Genomic DNA, 18,362 nt, shown 5'->3' on the forward strand with positions numbered 1-18,362 from the left:
CGCACCCGCCAGCCCGCAGGCGGGGGTCACGACGACGGCTTCGAGGGCGGCGAGCGGCAGGCCGACCCGCTGCCAGGCGCCCACGACCCGATCACGGGCGGAGCGCCAGTCGGCGGCCCCCGACGTCGGGACCGCCCCGGCCCACAGGACGGTCCCGGCCTCCACGGCCGTCGCCACCTGCTCCCAGCGCGGGTCGTCGAGCAGTGAGGTGTCGAGCGAGATCGCGTGGGCGCCGCTCTCGCGCAACAGGTCGACGGGGACATCACCGGCACAGCAGTGCACGACGGTCGGTGCCTCACCGGCGCCGTCGAGCACGGTCCGCAGCCCGTCACGGAGCTCGTTGCGCCCGACCGGGCGCAGTCGTCCATAGCCGGACTGCGTGGGCAGACGCCCTTCGAGGACCGCCGGCAGGCCTGGCTCATCGATCTGGACGGTCAGCTGGGCACCGGGGACGAGTCGCTGGACCTCGCCCAGGTGGTGGGCGAGCCCGTCGGCGAGGGCTGCGGCGATGTCCCGGCGGGCGCCGGGGTCGGACACCGCGCGTTCGCCGCGGGTGAGCTCGATGCTCGCGGCGAGGGTCCACGGTCCGGTGACCTGCAGCTTGAGCGGTCCGGTCCAGCCGTCGTAGGCCTCGGCCAGCTCATCGAGGTCCTCGCGCAGGAAGGCGCGGGCCCGCCCTTCGTCCTTGCCCGGCCGATCGACGAAGCGCCATCCGTAGGGCTGGGTCTCGACGTGCAGCTCAGTGAGCAGCGCTGCCGTGCGGCCGACCATGTCGGCACCGACACCGCGTGCGGGGAGCTCCGGCAGGTGAGGGATGCCGTCACCCAGCAGGTCGCGCACGGCGACGACGGCCTCCCGCGATCGCGTGCCGGGCCACGACCCGATCCCGGACGCGCGGGTCACGCCGACCTCCCGCCGGGTGAAGGTGTAGGCGCTGGTGATTCGCCGGCGCGTACACCTCCACCCGGGGAGTGGGAGGCGGAGGCGCGGTAGGCCCGCGCGATGGTCCCGGACCCGACGACGCGGGTGCCGTCGTAGAGGACGATCGACTGGCCCGGAGCGGCGCCGCGCACGGCGCTGTCCAGGCGGACGACCAGGCGGGTGTCCTCCCCTTCGCCCCCGACCTCGGCCAGGGCCGGGATCTCCTCGCCGTGCGCACGGATCTGCGCACCCAGACGGTGGCGACCGGAGGCTGCTGGACCGCACCAGCGGACGTGGTCGGCCTCGATCTCGTCGGCGCCGAGCAGGTCGGCCGTGCCGATGAAGACGCGGTTGCTCTCGGCCTCGACCCTCGTGACATATCGGGGCTCGCCGTCCAGGCCCGAGCGGTCCAGACCCAGACCGCGACGTTGCCCGACGGTGAACCCATAGGCACCGCGGTGCTCACCGACGACCTCGCCGGATCCCTCGTCGACGATCTCGCCCTCCTGCTCGCCCAGGCGTCGGGTCAGCCAGCCTCGGGTGTCGCCGTCGGAGATGAAGCAGATGTCGTGGGAGTCGGGCTTCTTGGCCACGGCGAAGCCGCGCTCGGCAGCCTCCTCGCGGATCTGCGGCTTGGTCGTGTCACCGAGGGGGAAGAAGGCACGGGCGAGCTGCTCCTCGTCGAGCACGCCGAGGACATAGGACTGGTCCTTGGCCATGTCGACCGCGCGGTGCAGCTCACGCCCATCGGGCCCGTCGACGATCTGCGCGTAGTGGCCGGTCGCGACGGCGTCGAAGCCGAGCGCCAGCGCCTTGTCGAGCAGCGCCGCGAACTTGATCTTCTCGTTGCAGCGCAAGCAGGGGTTGGGGGTGCGGCCCGCCTCGTACTCGGCGACGAAGTCCTCGACGACGTCCCGGGCGAAGGGGGTGGCCATGTCCCAGACGTAGAACGGGATGCCGAGCGTGTCGGCGACCCGACGGGCGTCACCGGCGTCCTCGATGGTGCAGCAGCCGCGGGCGCCCTCGCGCAGGGTCTTGGCATTCTTGGCCAGGGCGAGGTGCACCCCGACGACCTCGTGCCCGGCCTCGATCATCCGCGAGGCGGCGACCGCGGAGTCGACCCCACCGCTCATGGCTGCGACGACGCGCATCAGGCGGCCCCGCTGGCCCGCCGGGCCCGGGTGACGGCCTCGGGGAGGGCGGCGAGCACGGCATCGACGTCGGCCTCGGTGGACGTCCAACCGAAGGAGACCCGCAGGGAGCCCCTGGCCTCCTCCTCGGACCGACCCATGGCCAGCACGACGTGGGAGGGCTGCGGGATCCCGGCCTGGCAGGCGGAGCCGGTCGAGACGGCCACGTCAGCGGCGTCGAGGAGGTAGAGCATGGAGTCGCCCTCGCACCCGGGGATGGTGATGTGGGCATTGCCCGGGAGCCGGGTCGTGATGTCGCCGGCCTCCCAGCAGCCGGTGACGCGGATCCCGAGGTCGAGTGTCTGGGTGCCGGCGAGGAACATGTCGCGCAGCGCGCCGATGCGGGCGGCCTCGGCCTCGCGGTGGTCGACGGCCTCCCCGAGAGCGACGGCGAAGGCACGGATGGCCGGCACGTCGAGGGTGCCGGAACGGATGCCACGCTCCTGCCCACCACCGTGGCTGAGGGCGACGAGCCGGGCGTCGCGCTTGGCCACCAGCGCGCCGATGCCGATCGGTCCGCCGAGCTTGTGGGCGCTGACGCTCATCAGGTCGACACCGCTCGCGGCGAAGTCCACGGCCAGGTGACCGGCCGCCTGCACGGCGTCGGTGTGGAAGGCGAGCCCGTGCTCGTGCGCGATCGCCGCCATCGACGCGACGTCCTGGACGGTCCCGACCTCGTTGTTGGCCCACATGACCGAGATGAGGCCGACGCTGTCCGGGTCCTCCTCGATCGCCGTGCGCACGGCGTCGGGGTGGACGGTGCCGCACTCCCCCGGTGGGACGAAGGTCGCCTGCGCGCCCTCGTGCTCGACCGCGTGGTCGACGACGTCGAGGACCGCGTGGTGCTCCACGCCGCTGACGACGATGCGGGAGCGAAGGGGGTCGGTCGCCCGCGCGGCCCGCAGGCTGCCGGTGATGGCGAGGTTGTCGGACTCGGTACCGCCGGAGGTGAAGACGATCTCGCTCGGCCGTGCTCCCAGCGCGGCGGCGATCCGCTCGCGTGACTCCTCGACGACCCGGCGCGCATCGCGGCCGGGGCCGTGCACGCTGGATGCGTTGCCGGTGATCCCGAGCTGCTCGACCATCGCCTCCCGGGCAGCCGGGGTCATGGGCGTGGTCGCCGCGTGATCGAGGTAGGTGGTCATCATCAGGAGTCTACGGACCGACGACGGTGGATATTCCCCCCTTCGTCGGTGGTGGGAATGACGGCGCCGTCGCTGGCGTTCGTCTGCAGGATGCATGCATGAGCTTCGGGAGGTCACGGGTGGCGGGTCAGGGCGACGCGGTCGCAGGTCCCGATGACGCGATCGCGAGCGCCCAGCGTTGGCGAATCCTCGCGGTCCTGCTCGTCGCGATCTTCATGTCCCTCGTCGGCGTGAGCATCGTCAACGTCGCCATCCCCTCGATCCAGCACGGCCTCGACGCCAGCGACTCCGATGTCCAGTGGGTCCTGTCCGGGTACGCACTGACCTTCGGTGTCGTCCTCGTCGCCGGTGGCCGCGCCGGTGACCTCCTCGGGCGCGGCGGCCTCTTCATCATCGGTGCGACGATCTTCACCCTCGCCTCTGTCGCCGCAGGCTTCGCTCCGGGCGCCACCTCCCTCAACGCCGCCCGCTTCGTGCAGGGCGTCGGGTCCGGGCTGCTCAACCCGCAGGGCGTCGGGATGATCCAGCAGTACTTCCGGGGAGCCGAGCGCGCCCGAGCCTTCGGGGCCTTCGGCAGCGTCGTCGGCGTCGCCGTGGGGATCGGGCCCGTCATCGGTGGGCTGCTCATCGAGCTCGGCGGGACGCAGATCGGCTGGCGGCTCACCTTCCTCGTCAACGTGCCGGTGGGCGTGCTGTGCATCGTGCTCGCCTTCCTCTGGTTCCCCAGGCCGCTGCTGAGTCGGCCACGCGCGACCGACGGACGCGCCGCTCCCGGGATCTGGCGCTCGCTCGACCCCGTGGGCTCTCTCCTCCTCGGCCTCGCGGTGCTGGCGACCATGCTGCCCTTCGTCGAAGGGGGCTCCTCACCGCTCTTCTGGCTCACCCTGCCCGCCGGGCTCGTCCTGGCGTGGGCGTGGGTGCGCTGGGAGCGTCACCACCGGGCCACCGGTGGCATCCCCATGGTCGACCTCGGGATCTTCTCGATCCGCAGCTTCACCCAGGGCAGCATCATCGCGCTGCTCTACTTCCTCGGGATGACGAGCATCTGGGTGCTCGTGGCGCTGTACCTGCAGGACGGCACGGGCAAGAGCGCCCTGCAGGCCGGGCTCGTCGGGGTCCCGTCAGCGATCCTCGCCGCGCTGGCCTCCGGCTGGGCCGGACGCAATGTGCCGCGGTACGGCCACACGATCATCATCGGCGGCCTCGTCCTCGCCTTCATCGGCGTCGCGTCGAGCATCGGCGTCGTGCTCCTGCAGGAGGGTGGTCACGTGAGCGAGTGGTGGCTGCTGCTCACCCTCGCCTTCGTCGGCGCGGCCCAGGGGGCGGTGATCAGCCCCAACCAGGCGCTGGCCCTGGAGGAGGTCCCGCTGGCCTACGCCGGCAGCTCGGGCGCCGTGATGCAGACGGGTCAGCGCATCGGCACCTCGATCGGCATCGCGGTCATCACCTCGGTCGCCTTTGCCACCCTCGCCGTGAGCAGCTGGGCGGTCGCGATGGCCGTGAGCTTCGGCGTGATCCTCGTGGTCGTCCTCGTGGCGCTCGCCGTGGCGATCAAGGACCAGCGCGAGCGTCGCCGCTGACGACGCAGGCCCCGCCGCGCGAGTGCGCGACGGGGTCTGGTGCGGCAGGTGTCAGTTGACCGACACGTGCACGTGGTCGTAGTGGTTCTGCGTCGGGCTGCCCCGGTCGGACATGCCCTTCCAGCCGCTGCCGGGCATCCAGATCTGCTGCTGCCAGATGACGTACTTGATGTTGAGCTCACCGGCGTGGGCCTGCAGCCAAGCGGAGACCTGGTCGCCGCGGGCACCGGTGACCATGATGTCGACGGCGTTGCCGCTGCCGTGGTCGCCCGGGTCACCGGCGCGGAAGCCACCGATGTTGCTCATGTCGGGGAACTGCGTGCGCACGGCCGAGTAGACCGCCTGCGCGTTGGCGCCCAGGCCCAGGGCAGCCCCCTGCGAGGCGTAGCCGCCCGTGTCGACCGACCCGCTCGACGGGGTCTCGGCCTGCTCGGGGCTGCGGGCGGTCTCGGTGGAGGCCTGGTCCTCGCCAGCCTGCGCCTGCTCGGCGTCCTCGCCCGTCTGCTCCTGGTCCGTCTGCTCCTGCGGCTCCTCGACCGGCTTCGGCTTGGGCTTGGGCTTCGGCTTCACGACCGGGTCGAGAGCCAGGACACCGACGCTGTCGTGCACGTCCTTGGCCGTGGACCCGGTGGGGGCGGTGACGGCCGTCGCGGTGCGGTTGGCCGACCTCGATGCGGCGGGGTCGGCCGCGCGCTCACCGAGGAGCTCGGTGACCGAGGCGGTGTCGGTGTCGGCGCTGATCGACGCGAGGTCGGTCGAGGCCGGGGTGCCAGCGGCCGAGCTCGGGGCGATGACGAAGGCACCGGAGCCCAGGACGATGCCGACACCGGCGACGGTCTTGACCGCCGCGCGGGCTCCGTGGGAACCGACCGACGAGGGCAGGCCCCCCAGGCGGGCGAGCGGGCTGCGACGGCGGGAGCCGTGGCGGCTGACATATCGGGACGAACTCACGCGAGACCTCAAAGCGTTGAAAACACGGACGGCCTCACGGCCACGCACACCATAGCGAGAACCCCACCCCAAAGTCACGTTTTGGTAAAGGCGACCTGTGGAGACCTCGCCCACGCTCCCCTGGCGGAGCTGTGCGCGGGGACGCGCGAAGGGGGGTCACGCACCGAGATGGTGCGTGACCCCCCTTCGTCAGGAGTGACTCGAGGTCACTTGCCCTTGACGGCCTCCGTGGCCTGCGGCAGGACGGTGAAGAGGTCACCGACGACACCGAAGTCGACGAGTTCGAAGATCGGGGCCTCCTCGTCCTTGTTGATCGCGACGATCGTCTTGGACGTCTGCATACCGGCGCGGTGCTGGATCGCACCGGAGATGCCCGCGGCGACGTACAGCTGCGGGGAGACCTGCTTACCGGTCTGCCCGACCTGCGAGGTGTGCGGGTACCAGCCGGCGTCCACCGCGGCGCGCGAGGCGCCGACAGCGGCCCCCAGCGTGTCCGCGAATGCCTCGACCGGGCTGAAGTCGCCACCGGTGCCACGACCGCCGGAGACCACGATGGCCGCCTCGGTGAGCTCGGGACGACCAGAGGCCTTCCGCGGCTCGGACGCCGTGATCTTGGCGGACTTCGCACCGTCGGAGATCTCGACGGTGAGCTCCTCGAAGGCACCGGCGCCATTGGCCTGCTCCGGCGCAGCGGAGTTGGGCTTGACGCAGATGAGCGGGGTGCCCTTGGTGACCTTCGCCTGGACGGTGTAGCTACCGGCGAAGACGGACTGCGTGGTGACCGGACCGGCCTGCACGTCGACGGCGTCGGTGATCAGACCCGACTCCGTCTTGACGGCCAGACGCGCACCGATCTCCTTGCCGCCGGCGTTGCTCGGGATGAGCACTGCCGCGGGCTGCTTCTCCTGGACCAGCTGCGCGAGGATCTCGGCCTGCGGGGCGACGAGGTTCTCGAGAGCGGCCGGGTCGGAGACGGCGTAGATCTTGTCGGCGCCGTAGCGCGCGAGCAGGTCCTTGGCGGTCTCGGCACCGGGGCCGATGAAGACGGCGGAGGGCTCACCGAGGCGGCGAGCGATGGTCAGCATCTCCGCGGCGGGCTTCTTCACCTCACCGTTTGCGTGGTCGATGAGGACGAGGACTTCAGCCATGTTGTTGCTCCTTGATGTCCGGAGTCGTCACTCAGACGAACTTGTTGGTGGTCAGGAACTCGGCGAGCTTGGTGCCGCCGTCACCCTCATCGGTGACGATGGTGCCCTGCTCGCGCGGGGGACGCTTCGTGGTCGACTCGACGGCGGTCGCCGCATTGGCGAGACCGACCTGGCCGGCGTCGACGCCGAGGTCGGCGAGGGTCCACTCCTCGACCGGCTTCTTCTTGGCGGCCATGATCCCCTTGAAGGAGGGGTAACGCGGCTCGTTGATCTGGTCGGTGACCGAGATCAAGGCCGGGAGGGAGGCCTCGACGGTCTCGCTCGCGGTGTCGCCGTCACGACGGATCGTGGCGACGCCACCATCGACGGACAGCTCCGAGGCGTAGGTGACCTGCGGGAGGCCCAGACGCTCGGCGAGCATCGCCGGAACGACACCCATGGTGCCGTCGGTGGATGCCATACCCGTGAGGACGATGTCCGGGGTACCGATCTTCTTGATGGCCTCGGCGAGGACGAGCGAGGTCGCGAGGGCGTCAGAGCCGGCAATCGCGTCGTCGCAGATGTGCACGCCCTTGTCGGCACCCATCTGGAGCGACTTCTTGACGGCCTCGGCGGCGTCGGCGGGACCGATGGTCAACACAGTGACCTCGCCCTCTCCGGCCTCGGCGATCTGGAGGGCCTGCTCGACGGCGTACTCGTCGAGCTCGGACAGCAGACCGTCCACGCCTTCGCGGTCGGTCGTGTTGTCCTCGTTGAATCCGCGGTCGGACTGTGCGTCCGGAACGTACTTCACGCAGACGACGATATTCATCGGTGAATCGTCCTCTTCCTGGGTGAGGGGGCTGGGTACCGGGCGATCCTCTCAGCAGACGCGCGTTGTGGGCACGAACTGTGGGGAGGGTCCCAGTCCGCTCACGCTATCCACCGGGGTGGTGGACCACCAAGGCGGCCGGGGGTGCCCTTGGACACACCCTTCGAGACGCGTGCTGCGCACGCTCCTCAGGGAGCGTGGTCAGCCGCGTTGACGAGGACGTGGAAGGAGGGCTCCTCGTAGGGGTGCGCCGCGCGAAGCGCCTTGACCACCACCGCGCGTCGCGACCTGGGGAAGGTGACCTCCACCCGGTCCTCGACGACGTGCTCGAGCTCACCGACGGTCCCGATGGTGGGGTTGGCGGCTCCCACGGGGCGAAACCTCCCTTCGCCTCGCTGGACGAAGGCGCACTCGCGGTACTCCCCCACCGCCCCGGCTCCGACGGCGAAGAGCGCCGCGAGGACCTCGTCGGTGTGCGTGGCCGGGATGTGCGCGACGAGGACGTCGAGCGGCTCGCTCACGTCACCACCCCGCAGGCAGGTCGAGGTCGTCATCGGTCACGGCGACCTGTTGGCGGTGCTTGAGCACCCTGGCCGGAACCCCACCGATGACGACGAAGGGGGGATGGCTCCCCCGGACGACGGCGCCGGCACCGACGACCGAGTGGGCACCGATGTCGGTGCCGCGGGTGATGACGCACTTGGTCGCGACCCACACGTCGTCGCCGAGGCGCACGGGCGACTTGATGATCCCCTGGTCCTTGATCGGCACCTCGAGGTCATCGGTGACATGGTCGAAGTCGCACACGTAGACGTCGTCGGCGAAGAGGCAGGCCTCACCGACCTCGATGTCGAGCCAGGTGTTGAAGGTGTTGCGGATCCCGATGATGGTCTTGGCGCCGATGCGCAGCGTGCCCTCGTGCGCACGCAAGGCAGAGCCGCCGCCGATGTGCGTGTAGGCGCCGACGATGAGTCGACCGGTGCCCGGGGTGACCTGGAACTGCACGCCCGGCCCGATGAAGCACGGACCCTCGAAGACGAGCCCCGGGGTGGTGGCCCGGGCGCGGACCATCCGCAGGTACCCCAGGACGTGGTGGTGGCTCCAGGCCCGGTTGGCGATGACCCACCGGGCCCAGTGCCACCACGTGAAGCGAGAGGCGGCCATCAGCGCGAGCACCTCACCGAAGGGGCTTGGTGCCCGTGACGCCGACGTTGTAGAAGAACCGCTGGGGCACGACCCGCCCGAGGAGTGCGTCGACCTTCATCAGGCGCTTCCACGAGCTGTGGGCGAAGGTCGCCCAGCCGAAGCCGAGCGCGTCCTCGGCGACCGCGTACTCGAAGGTGCGGATCGGCCAGCCGGCGAAGGCGGAGAGCAGCTCCTCGGTCGCCGTTCCGACGTCGGCGGCGCCGGCGTGACGCGCGATCGCGGCGAGCTCCCCCGGGTCGAAGGTGTGCAGGTCGACGACGGCCTCGAGCGCCGCGGCGCGCGAGGACTCGTCGAGCTCGGCCTGCGCGCGCGCCCACTTCGTGCGGAAGGGGGGCAGCTTGCTGACCCGGATGGCCGTCTCCCACGTGGCGCGGGAGATCTGCCGTGCGTACCAGTGCCCGATCCTCGTCGGCTCACCGGCGATGACGAAGCGGCCGCCCGGCTTGAGCACCCGCACGACCTCGCGCAGCGCGCCCTCGACATCGGGGATGTGGTGGATGACCGCGTGGCCGACGACGAGGTCGAAGCTGTCGTCCTCGTAGGGCAGCGCCTCGGCGTCCGCGACCCGGCCGTCGATCTCGAAGCCCAGCCGCTGGGCATTCTGCTGGGCGGCCTCGACCATGCCCGGGGACAGGTCGCTGACGTGGACCTCGTCGACCAGGCCCGCGAGCTTGAGGTTGAGGGAGAAGAAGCCGGTGCCGGCGCCGAGCTCCAGGGTCCTGCCGTAGGGCAGCGACTCACAGGGGCGACGCGTGGACTCCAGGACGTGCAGGAAGCGATCGCGCACGACGCTGGTGCACCGGTCGTCGAAGCTGATCGCCCACTTCTCGTCGTAGGTCTGGGCTTCCCAGTCGTGGTAGAGCACCTGGGCGAGCTTGTTGTCCGCCCAAGCCTGCTCGACCTCCTCAGCGCTCGCGGCGCCGGTCGTCGTCATCAGATGCCTTCGAAGGTGGCCTTGCCGGGGCCGTTGTCGACGAAGCTGCGCATCCCGGCCTTCTGGTCCCGGGTCGCGAAGAGCGCGGAGAACAGTTGCGCCTCGATCTCCAGACCCGTACCCAGGTCGGTCTCCAGGCCCTTGTCGACGGCCTCCTTGGCCGCACGCAGCGCCTGGGTCGGACCGGTGACGAAGGGGGCGACGAGCGCCTGGGCCGTCGCGAGCACCTCGGCCGCCGGGACGACCTTGTCGGCCAGCCCGATCTCGAGGGCCTCTGCGGCGCCGACGAAGCGACCGGTGAAGATCATCTCCTTGGCCTTGGCCGGACCGACGAGGCGCGGCAGCCGCTGGGTGCCACCGGCGCCGGGGATGATCCCGAGGGTGATCTCCGGCAGGCCGAGCTTGGCATTGTCGGCGACGACACGGAAGTCGCAGCACAGCGCCGTCTCGAGCCCGCCACCGAGCGCGAAGCCGGTAATGGCGGCGACGGTCGGCTTGGGGATCGCGGCGAGCGCGCGGGAGAAACGCTGCAGCAGGCGCACGTGGGCAGCCATGTCGGTGTACGACATCTCCGCCATCTCCTTGACGTCGGCGCCGGCGGCGAAGACCCGCTCGCCACCCCAGACGATGACGGCCTTGACGTCATCGCGGTCGGTGGCCTCCTGGGCCACGTCGACGAGGCGACGCTGCATGTCGGCGTCGAGAGCGTTCATCTTCGGGCGGTCCAGGACGATCGTGCCGATGCCGTCGGCGACCTCCAGGCGGACGATCTCGCTCATGCCTGCGGCTCGCCGGCGTCGGGAGCGCCCTGCTCGTCGGGGTCCTGGCCGGTGGCGCGCTGGTGCCACAGCTGCACGCCCTGGAGGACGAGCGGGAGGGCCAGGCCGAGCAGGCCGCGCACGTCGGCGCCCCGCGGGAGGATGTGCTCGCTGGTCACGAGGAGGGTGTCGCCGGCGACCGCGGCCTTGACGAGGTTGAAGGCGACGTTGAGGTCATTGCTGACCTGCAGGCGCTCCATCGGGTCGGTGGGCACCGGGTCCTCGAGGGCCCACTGGCCGAAGACGCGCAGGACATTGGACTCGTCGTCCTGGCAGCGGACGAACATCTGCTGCTCGGAGAAGAGGAAGGCCACGTCGCCCTCGTCGTCGACGGTGGGCTCGAGGCCCAGCTCGCGCAGGGCCTCCTGCACGCGGTCGCTCAGGGGGGTTTCTTGTTCGGGCTGGGCACCACCGTTGGTGGGAGTGGGGCCAAAGTTCGGGAGGGCGGTCGGATCACTCATGCCCTCAACGTACCGACTGCTTACCCTGTGAGCCATGTCGACCACTTCCGCGCAGGCACTCCCCCACCTTCCGACTCCGGGCGTGCGCCCTGTCGACGGCGGCATCGAGGTCGCGATCCACGCCGCGGCGGCCAGCGCCGTATGGCTATGCACCTTCGACGACGAAGGCGATGTCCTGAGGCGCGACGGAGGAGCCTCGAAGGGGTGCGAGACCCGCGTCGCGCTGCCTGCCGCCGACGACGGGTGGTGGGCCGGCTTCGTCCCGGACGTCCAGCCGGGCACGCGCTACGGGCTGCGGGCCTACGGCCCGTGGGAACCCGCTGCGGGCCACCGGTACAACCCCGCGAAACTGCTGCTCGACCCGTGGGCCCGCTCCGTCGAGGGCGACCTCTCCTACGAGCCGGCCGTCTACGGGCACGTGGTCGACGAGTCCGGCGAAGGGGACCCCAGCGTTCGCTCCGAGCTGGACTCCGCCCCCTTCGTCCCGCGGTGCGTGGTGCTGGACACCGCCTTTGACTGGGGCGAGGACGCGCGACCGGCCCACCCTCGTGACGAGCGGGTCGTCTACGAGGTGCACGTGCGCGAGATGACGATGCGGCTGCCCGGGGTGCCCGAGCACCTGCGCGGTACCTACGCGGGCCTGTGCCACCCGGCGACGATCGAGCACCTCAAGGCGCTCGGTGTGACGACGGTGGAGCTGCTGCCGGTGCACGCCTTCGCCGATGAGCCACACCTCGCGCACCGGGGCCTGACCAACCACTGGGGCTACAACACGCTCGGGTTCTTCGCGCCGCACGCGCCGTACGCGAGCAACCAGGACCCGCACGAGGTGCTGCGCGAGTTCAAGGGCATGGTCAAGCTCCTGCACGCCGCCGGGATCGAGGTGCTGCTCGACGTCGTCTACAACCACACGGCCGAGCAGAGCATCGGCGGCGCCACCGTCTCGTGGCGGGGACTCGGCGCGCCGACCTGGTACCGGCTGGACGAGCAGGGCAACGACGTCGACGTGACCGGCTGCGGCAACACCCTCGACCTCACCGACCCGGTCGTCCTCGAGATGGTCCTGGACTCGCTGCGCTACTGGGTGAACGAGTGCCACGTCGACGGCTTCCGCTACGACCTGGCCGTGGCGCTGGGCCGTGGCGAGGACCTCGGGTACGACGCGGACCACCCCTTCCTCGTGGCGGTGCTCGAGGACCCGGTCCTGTCACAGGTGCTGCACGTCGCCGAGCCGTGGGACCTGGGACCGGACGGCTGGCGGACCGGCCAGTTCCCCGGGGCGTGGGCGGAGTGGAATGACCGCTTCCGCGATGCCGCGCGCGACTTCTGGCTGGCCGACGCCGGCGCGCTGTCGCGCGGTGAGGTGAGTGGTGACGGCGTGCGTGAGATCGCCACCCGGCTCGTCGGCAGCCGGGACCTCTTCGGCGAGCGCACCCCCCTGTCCTCGGTCGGCTTCGTCACCGCGCACGACGGCTTCACCATGGCCGACCTGGCCGCCTACGACACCAAGCACAACGAGGCCAACGGCGAGGACAACCGCGACGGCAATGACCACAACCGCTCGTGGAACCACGGCGCAGAGGGCGCGACGGACGACGCGGTCATCCAGCTCGCTCGGCGGCGCTCGGTCCGCAACCTGCTCGGCACCCTCCTGCTGTCGTCGGGGATCCCGATGATCGCCTCGGGCGACGAGATCGGGCGGACGACGGGCGGCAACAACAACCCCTACTGCCAGGACAACGAGATGACCTGGCTGGACTGGGAGCTCGACCCGGCGCAGGAGGACCTGCGGGCGACGGTCGCGCACCTGACCGCCCTGCGCCGTGAGATCCCGGTGCTGCGCGACCACGACGAGTCGGTGATCGGCTGGTACGACGAGACCGGTGCGCCCATGCGCGACGAGACCTGGGAGCAGGACGATCGCCGCACCCTCCAGCTGCACCTGGCCGGAGAACCCTCGGCCCTGCTCGTCCTGCACGGCGGCCTCGGCCCCGTCGACGTGACGCTCCCCGACGTCGGGCCGCTGCGCCTGCGGTGGGACAGTGCGTGGGAGCGGCCGGCTGGGCCGGGATCAGCCCCCGGCGAGCGTGGCGTCGAGACCCTCACCCCCCTCAGCGTGCGGCTCTACACGAGCTGAGCCGCGCCCAGAGCGCCCGACATCGGCGGCCCGGGCCGCCGATGCTGGGCGGCGGTTCTTGTTACCTGCGGGTACGACGTGCACCACCCACAACTAGAGATGACCAACCCGCGAATATCCGGGACCCCACCCGCTCAGCTCGCCACAGGTGCACGTCGTACCCGCAAGTAACAATCGGGAGCGGGGCGGACGCGGGAGGCAAAGCGCCGGACGGCGGAGGGGCGTGGCGCGACTCAAGGAAAAGTCCGGACTGACAAGAACCCGCACGGTGCAGGGAGAGCAGTCCGGACTTTTCCCCAGCGCCACGTCCCTGCGCCGTCCAGATCAACCCGACCGAGCGGACAGTCCTCGTCGTCCCGGTCAGGCGTTCGCGACCAGCCCCAGACTGGCCGGGAAGGCCATCAGCTCGTGCTTGGGCAGCACCCGCACGGTCCAGCCGAACTGGCCGGTGCGCTCGATGGGGACCTGCCCGCCGAACCTTGCCTTGCCGTCCTCGTAGCCCTCGACGAAGGACAGCGAGGTCGCGTCCCACTCGACGAGGTCATCGGTGCCCAGCGCGACGCGACCGGCGACGACCTGGACGTCGACCTCGTCCGGGGCGAGGCCGTCGAGGGCGACATAGGCGTCGACGCTGAGCGACTCCCCGACGATCGGGCTGTCGGAGACGCCGGAGCCTTCGACATGGTCGACGTGCACGGACGGCCAGCCGGCGCGAGCGCGGGCCTTGTAGTCCGCGAGCTCCTTGGCGCCGGCGTGGTCGTCGGCGTTGACCCGGGCGTTGTGGGCGGCCGCGGGGGCGTAGAGACGCTCGGTGTAGTCGCGCACCATGCGGGTGGCCAGGACCTTGGGCCCGAGGGTCGTGAGGGTGTGGCGCAGCATCGAGAGCCAGTGCTGCGGCAGGCCGGCCTCGTCGACGTCGTAGAAGCGCGGGGCGACCTGGGTCTCGATGAGGTCGTAGAGGGCCGCGGCCTCGATGTCGTCGCGGCGGGACTCGTCCTCGACGCCGTCAGCGGTCGGGATCGCCCACCCGTTGTCACCGTCGAACCACTCGTCCCACCAGCCGTCGAGGATCGACAGGTTGAGGCCGCCGTTGAGGGCTGCCTTCATGCCGGAGGTCCCGCACGCCTCGAAGGGACGCAGCGGGTTGTTGAGCCAGACATCGCAGCCGGGGTAGAGCGTGCGGGCCATCGCGATGTCGTAGTTGGGCAGGAAGACGATGCGGTGGCGCACGTCCTGCTGGTCGGCGAAGCGGACCATCTGCTGGATGAGCTGCTTGCCGGTCTCGTCCGCCGGGTGCGACTTGCCGGCGATGACCAGCTGGATCGGACGCTCGGGGTGGAGCAGCAGTGCCTTGAGCCGCTCGGGGTCGCGCAGCATCAGGGTCAGTCGCTTGTAGGTCGGCACGCGGCGGGCGAAGCCGATCGTCAGCACCTCGGGGTCGAGGACCGAGTCGGTCCAGCCGAGCTCGGCGTCGCTCGCCCCGCGCTTGCCCCAGCTGGAGCGCAGCCGGGCGCGCACGTCCTCGACGAGCCGCGAGCGCATCTGCGCCTTGGCCGACCAGATCGACTCCCCCGGCACGTCCGGGATCTCGCTCCACCGGTCGGAGGCCTCGACGTCACGGCCGCCGAGGTACTGGGCGGCGATGTCGTAGACCGAGTCGTCGACCCAGGTCGGGGCGTGGACGCCGTTGGTGATCGAGGTGATCGGCACCTCGGAGTCGTCGAAGCCGGGCCACAGGCCGTCGAACATCCCCCGGGAGACGACCCCGTGCAGCCGGGAGACGCCATTGGCCCGCTCGGCCAGCCGCAGCCCCATGACCGCCATGTTGAAGATGCCCTCGGAGCCGCCCTCGTAGGTCTCGGCACCGAGCGCGCGCAACTTGTCCAGAGGGACCCCGGGCAGCTCCTGCGCGCCACCGAAGTAGCGCTCGAGCAGGGCCACGTCGAAGCGGTCGATGCCTGCGGGCACGGGCGTGTGCGTGGTGAAGACGGTGCCGGCGCGGGCGGCCTCCATCGCCTCCTCGAAGCTCATCCCCGCGGATTGGGTGAACTCGCTGATCCGCTCGATGCCGAGGAACCCGGCATGCCCCTCGTTGGTGTGGAAGACCTCCGGCTCGGGGGCTCCGGTGAGGCGCGACCAGAGACGCAGTGCGCGCACGCCGCCGATGCCGAGCAGCATCTCCTGCTGGAGCCGTTGCTCGCCGGCGCCGCCGTAGAGGCGCTCGGTGACCGCGCGCATGGCGTCGTCATTGCCCGGGACATCGGAGTCGAGGAGCAGCAGCGGCACGCGGCCGACCTGAGCCCGCCAGACGTGCGCTCGCAGCTCGGCACCGCCGGGCATACCGACGGTGATGACGCACGGGGTCTCGTCGTCCTCGCGCAGCAGGGTGAGCGGCAGTCCCTGCGGGTCGAGGACCGGGTAGTTCTCCTGCTGCCAGCCATCGGCGTCGAGGCTCTGCTTGAAGTAGCCGGTCGTGTAGAAGAGGCCCACGCCCACGATCGGGACGCCGAGGTCGGACGCCGCCTTGAGGTGGTCGCCGGCGAGGATCCCGAGGCCTCCGGAGTACTGCGGGAGCACCTCGGTGATCCCGTACTCGGGGCTGAAGTAGGCGATCGACGACGGGAGGCTCTCCCCTGCGTCCTGGTACCACCGGCGGGAGGTCAGGTACTCGTCGAGGCCGGCCTTGGCCGCGCGGACGCGGGCGACGAGGTCCTCGTCCGCGGCCAGCTCCTCCAGCTCGCTGCCGGAGAATGCAGCGAGCAGGCGCACCGGGTCGTGGTCGGCCTCCTCCCAGCGCTGCGGGTCGAGCCCCGCGAAGAGCTCCCGCGTGGGCGAGTGCCAGCTCCACCGCAGGTTCATCGCGAGGTCCCCGAGTGCGGCGATCGGCTCGGGCAGGGCAGTGCGGACGCTGAAACGTCGAATGGCCTTCACCCCGCCCATCTTGGGGGATCCGGAGGGGGCGCGCCAAGTCCTCACGGGTGTCGCCGCGGGTAACGTTGCGGTGGTGAGCACCGATTTCACCGTTGCCCCCTCCCCCCTGAGCGCGGTTCCCGTCTCGGCACCGCCGCAGCAACCCCTCGGCCGCATCCCGGTCCTGGACGTGCAGCCATGCGTCGACCACGGCGCGCGGCCGGCCAGGTCCGTCGTCGACGAGCCCTTCACCGTGACCGCCGAGGTCTTCCGAGAGGGCCACGACGCGGTCAACGCCACGATCGTGCTCACCGATCCGGACGGCGTCGAGCGCCACCTGCCGATGACCTGCACCAACTCCGGCCTGAGCACCTGGGCGGCCGAGGTCGTCGCCGACCGCGAAGGGCTGTGGACCTACCGTGTGGAGGGCTGGTCCGACCCGTGGGCCACCTGGGTGCACGACGCGTCGATCAAGATCCCCGCCGACATCGACGCCTCCCTCATGCGCGCCGAGGGGGCGATCGTGCTCGACCGGGCAGCCACCGACCCCGACCGGGACGAAGGGGGGCGCTCCGCCCTTCGCTCCGCCGCCGCCGTGCTGCGCGACGAGCAGGGCCACCAGGCCACCGCGGCCCTGCACCTCGTGACGACCGGCACCGCCGCCGTCGAGCTGGCGACCACTCCCCACCGTGAGCTGGTCAGCCCGAGCGCGGACCTGCCCCTGCTCGTCGAGCGGGAGCTGGCCCTCTTCGGCTCCTGGTACGAGATCTTCCCCCGCAGCGAGGGCGCCCACATCGACCCGGTCACCGGGCGCTGGGTCACCGGCACGCTGCGCACGGCTGCCCAGCGACTGCCGGCCATCGCCGGGATGGGCTTCGACGTCGTCTACCTGACGCCGATCCACCCCATCGGCACGACGGCGCGCAAGGGGCCCAACAACACGCTGGAGGCCGGCCCGGACGACCCCGGATCCCCCTACGCCATCGGCTCCCCCGACGGCGGTCACGACGCGATCCACCCGGACCTCGGGACCTTCGAGGACTTCGACGCCTTCGTCGCGGACGCCACGCGACTGGGTCTCGAGGTCGCGCTCGACCTGGCCCTGCAGTGCTCCCCCGACCACCCGTGGGTCATCGAGCACCCGGAGTGGTTCACCACGCGCGCCGACGGGAGCATCGCCTACGCGGAGAACCCGCCGAAGAAGTACCAGGACATCTACCCGGTCAACTTCGACAACGACCCGGCCGGCATCTACGCCGAGGTGCGTCGCGTCGTGCAGGTGTGGATCGACCACGGGGTGAAGATCTTCCGCGTGGACAACCCCCACACCAAGCCGGTCGAGTTCTGGCAGTGGCTGATCAGTGATGTCGCGGCGACGCATCCCGATGTCATCTGGCTCGCCGAGGCCTTCACCCGGCCCGCCATGATGCACGCGCTGGCCAAGGTCGGCTTCCAGCAGAGCTACACGTACTACGCCTGGCGCAACACCGTGCCCGAGCTCGTCGAGTACGGCACCGAGATCAGCGGCGAGGCGGCGGCCTACATGCGGCCCAGCTTCTGGCCGACGACCCACGACATCCTCACGCCCTACATGCAGTTCGGCGGCCCCGCAGCGTGGAAGGTGCGCGCTGCGATCGCCGCGACGATGGTGCCGACCTGGGGCGTGTACGCCGGCTACGAGCTGATGGAGCACGTCGCCCGCCCCGGCGCCGAGGAGCAGATCGACAACGAGAAGTACGAGCTCAAGGACCGTCGCTGGGACGAGGTCGCCGAGGCAGGCGGGTCGCTCATCGACTGGCTGACGATGCTCAACCGGGTGCGGCGCGAGCACCCCAGCCTGCAGCTCCTGCGCAACCTGACCTTCCACCACGTCGACGACGAGAACCTGCTCGCCTACTCCAAGTCGCGCGCCCTCGCCGACGGCACGACCGACACGGTCATCGTCGTCGCCAATGTCGACCCGCACTCGACGCGCGAGTCGACGCTGCGGCTGGACATGGAGTCGCTCGGCTTCGACTGGGGCGACCAGCTCCACGTCGAGGACCTCGTCACCGGCGCCCAGTGGGTCTGGGGCGAGGCCACCTATGTGCGTGTCGGTGTCGAGACCGAGCCCGTGCACATCGTCTCCGTGCGGCACCGCTGATGGCTGG

15 protein-coding genes are annotated in these 18,362 nt (G+C 70.9%); 3 read left to right on the forward strand and 12 right to left on the reverse strand.

The window, feature by feature from the left end:
• From JLI01S_RS07350 to JLI01S_RS07360, 3 genes are all read right to left on the reverse strand, one after another.
• The coding region (locus JLI01S_RS07350; protein WP_068262400.1) for a uroporphyrinogen decarboxylase/cobalamine-independent methonine synthase family protein at positions 1-903 on the reverse strand (903 nt) is incomplete at its 3' end.
• Positions 900-2,072, reverse strand: coding sequence for a tRNA 2-thiouridine(34) synthase MnmA (gene mnmA, locus JLI01S_RS07355; RefSeq protein WP_068262403.1), 1,173 nt, complete (start codon positions 2,070-2,072; stop codon positions 900-902). The genes JLI01S_RS07350 and mnmA, both read right to left, overlap by 4 nt.
• The gene (locus JLI01S_RS07360) at positions 2,072-3,256 is read right to left on the reverse strand and encodes a cysteine desulfurase family protein (RefSeq protein WP_068262583.1); all 1,185 of its coding nucleotides are present in this window, start codon (positions 3,254-3,256) and stop codon (positions 2,072-2,074) included. The genes mnmA and JLI01S_RS07360 overlap by 1 nt, the downstream gene beginning before the upstream one ends.
• Before the next feature lie 98 nt (positions 3,257-3,354).
• Here JLI01S_RS07360 and JLI01S_RS07365 point away from each other — a divergent pair, with 98 nt between their 5' ends.
• Positions 3,355-4,836: an MFS transporter gene (locus JLI01S_RS07365; RefSeq protein WP_068262406.1), complete on the forward strand. Its 1,482-nt coding sequence runs from the start codon at positions 3,355-3,357 to the stop codon at positions 4,834-4,836.
• A gap of 51 nt (positions 4,837-4,887) precedes the next feature.
• On the opposite strand, the gene JLI01S_RS17455 is transcribed toward JLI01S_RS07365, so the two are convergent.
• The 8 genes from JLI01S_RS17455 to JLI01S_RS07405 all read right to left on the reverse strand — a co-directional run bounded on the left by JLI01S_RS17455 (position 4,888) and on the right by JLI01S_RS07405 (position 11,165).
• Positions 4,888-5,787 carry a VldE C-terminal domain-containing protein gene (locus JLI01S_RS17455; protein WP_068262409.1) on the reverse strand — a complete coding sequence of 300 codons (900 nt, stop codon included), beginning with the start codon at positions 5,785-5,787 and terminating at the stop codon, positions 4,888-4,890.
• A gap of 206 nt (positions 5,788-5,993) precedes the next feature.
• A complete protein-coding gene (locus JLI01S_RS07375) occupies positions 5,994-6,935 on the reverse strand; it encodes an electron transfer flavoprotein subunit alpha/FixB family protein (protein WP_068262411.1) in 942 nt (313 codons plus the stop codon).
• A 31-nt stretch (positions 6,936-6,966) separates the two neighbouring features.
• Positions 6,967-7,746, reverse strand: coding sequence for an electron transfer flavoprotein subunit beta/FixA family protein (locus tag JLI01S_RS07380; protein ID WP_068262414.1), 780 nt, complete (start codon positions 7,744-7,746; stop codon positions 6,967-6,969).
• A gap of 188 nt (positions 7,747-7,934) precedes the next feature.
• Positions 7,935-8,267, reverse strand: coding sequence for a YqfO family protein (locus tag JLI01S_RS07385; RefSeq protein WP_245634551.1), 333 nt, complete (start codon positions 8,265-8,267; stop codon positions 7,935-7,937).
• Position 8,268: 1 nt separating this feature from the next.
• Positions 8,269-8,910, reverse strand: coding sequence for an acyltransferase (locus JLI01S_RS07390; RefSeq protein ID WP_245634552.1), 642 nt, complete (start codon positions 8,908-8,910; stop codon positions 8,269-8,271).
• Positions 8,911-8,923: 13 nt separating this feature from the next.
• The gene (locus JLI01S_RS07395) at positions 8,924-9,886 is read right to left on the reverse strand and encodes a class I SAM-dependent methyltransferase (protein ID WP_068262420.1); all 963 of its coding nucleotides are present in this window, start codon (positions 9,884-9,886) and stop codon (positions 8,924-8,926) included.
• On the reverse strand, positions 9,886-10,665 hold the full coding sequence (locus JLI01S_RS07400) for an enoyl-CoA hydratase/isomerase family protein (protein WP_068262423.1): 780 nt from the start codon (positions 10,663-10,665) through the stop codon (positions 9,886-9,888). Before JLI01S_RS07400 ends, JLI01S_RS07395 begins: the two co-directional genes overlap by 1 nt.
• Positions 10,662-11,165, reverse strand: a complete 504-nt coding sequence (locus tag JLI01S_RS07405) for a T3SS (YopN, CesT) and YbjN peptide-binding chaperone 1 (RefSeq protein ID WP_084349272.1) — start codon at positions 11,163-11,165, stop codon at positions 10,662-10,664. Before JLI01S_RS07405 ends, JLI01S_RS07400 begins: the two co-directional genes overlap by 4 nt.
• 34 nt (positions 11,166-11,199) lie before the next feature.
• Between JLI01S_RS07405 and glgX the strand changes: the two genes are divergently transcribed.
• On the forward strand, positions 11,200-13,302 hold the full coding sequence (gene glgX / locus JLI01S_RS07410; protein WP_068262434.1) for a glycogen debranching protein GlgX: 2,103 nt from the start codon (positions 11,200-11,202) through the stop codon (positions 13,300-13,302).
• A gap of 360 nt (positions 13,303-13,662) precedes the next feature.
• On the opposite strand, the gene glgP is transcribed toward glgX, so the two are convergent.
• Positions 13,663-16,233 carry an alpha-glucan family phosphorylase gene (gene glgP, locus JLI01S_RS07415; RefSeq protein ID WP_068262586.1) on the reverse strand — a complete coding sequence of 857 codons (2,571 nt, stop codon included), beginning with the start codon at positions 16,231-16,233 and terminating at the stop codon, positions 13,663-13,665.
• 73 nt (positions 16,234-16,306) lie between these two features.
• Between glgP and JLI01S_RS07420 the strand changes: the two genes are divergently transcribed.
• Positions 16,307-18,355, forward strand: coding sequence for an alpha-1,4-glucan--maltose-1-phosphate maltosyltransferase (locus JLI01S_RS07420; protein WP_157074860.1), 2,049 nt, complete (start codon positions 16,307-16,309; stop codon positions 18,353-18,355).
• Positions 18,356-18,362: the final 7 nt, after the last annotated feature.

Source organism: Janibacter limosus NBRC 16128 (assembly GCF_001570985.1).
Classification (GTDB): domain Bacteria; phylum Actinomycetota; class Actinomycetes; order Actinomycetales; family Dermatophilaceae; genus Janibacter; species Janibacter limosus.